Genomic DNA, 1,074 nt, shown 5'->3' with positions numbered 1-1,074 from the left:
ATTAGTTGCTCTTACAAAAGCCATGGAGTAAAGCTTGCCGTGAGAAGTCAGCAGAAGTCATAGTAGTGGAGTAATCGGTAACGCTTCACGAAGGACTGAACCTAATAAAAATTAAACGATAGTAATTGAAAGTTACCTCATGAAAGATAGAATGCAGAAAACATCAGCCCATGCTAATGACTGCCCCCAAAGGAATAGGACGGAATCCGAAAGGTATGGGGGAGTGCAGACTTTCATGTGGATGACCGAAGACAACATCGTGGAAGTTCCATTCGACAAGGAGCACCTATTGGAAGTAATCCTTAGCCCCGACAACCTCAACGAAGCCTACAAGGCAGTAGTGAGGAACAAGGGATGTGGCGGTATCGACAAGATGTCATGCGAGCAGTTGCTCCCATGGCTTTTGGCTAATAAGGATGAACTGATACGCTCCTTGCTTGACGGTACATACCGTCCGAATCCCGTCCGAAGGGTAGAGATACCCAAGGACAACGGCAAGATGCGCCTGTTGGGCATACCCACCGTGGTTGACCGCATGGTGCAACAAGCCATCAACCAAGTACTGACAATAATCTATGAGCCCCAATTCTCCAAGCGAAGCTTCGGCTTCCGCCCGAGAAGAGGATGCCTGAACGCACTGCGAGAAGTGCAGAAGATAGTCGATGGGGGCTACAAGTACGTAGTTGACCTTGACCTCGAACGCTTCTTTGACACAGTGAGCCACAGCAAACTCATAGAGATACTCAGCCGAACCATCAAGGACGGCAGAGTAGTCAGCCTTATACACAAGTATCTTCGAAGCGGAGTCATAGACAAAGGGCTGTGGCATGCAAGCGAGGAAGGCACTCCGCAAGGAGGACCACTGAGTCCATTGCTCAGCAACATTATGCTGAACGAATTGGACAAGGAACTCGCACGCAGAGGACACCCCTTTGTACGCTATGCTGATGATTCGATGATATTCTGCAAGACCCAGCGTGCAGCAGAACGAGTACGAGAGTCAATGACCAAATTCATTGAGGGGAAACTATTCCTAAAGGTGAACAAGGAGAAGACCGTGGTTTCATACATCAA

The 1,074-nt window shown here is 48.6% G+C and carries 1 protein-coding gene; it reads left to right on the top strand.

Going from position 1 to position 1,074, the window contains the following annotated elements:
• Window positions 1-241 precede the first annotated feature (241 nt).
• Window positions 242-1,074 (top strand): group II intron reverse transcriptase/maturase (gene ltrA / locus MJZ25_16730; GenBank protein MCQ2125805.1); only part of this gene is annotated, 833 nt, incomplete at its 3' end.

This window comes from Fibrobacter sp., assembly GCA_024399065.1.
Classification (GTDB): domain Bacteria; phylum Fibrobacterota; class Fibrobacteria; order Fibrobacterales; family Fibrobacteraceae; genus Fibrobacter.
Note: the sequence above shows the minus strand (reverse complement) of the source record. Positions and strands in the feature narration are given on the sequence as shown.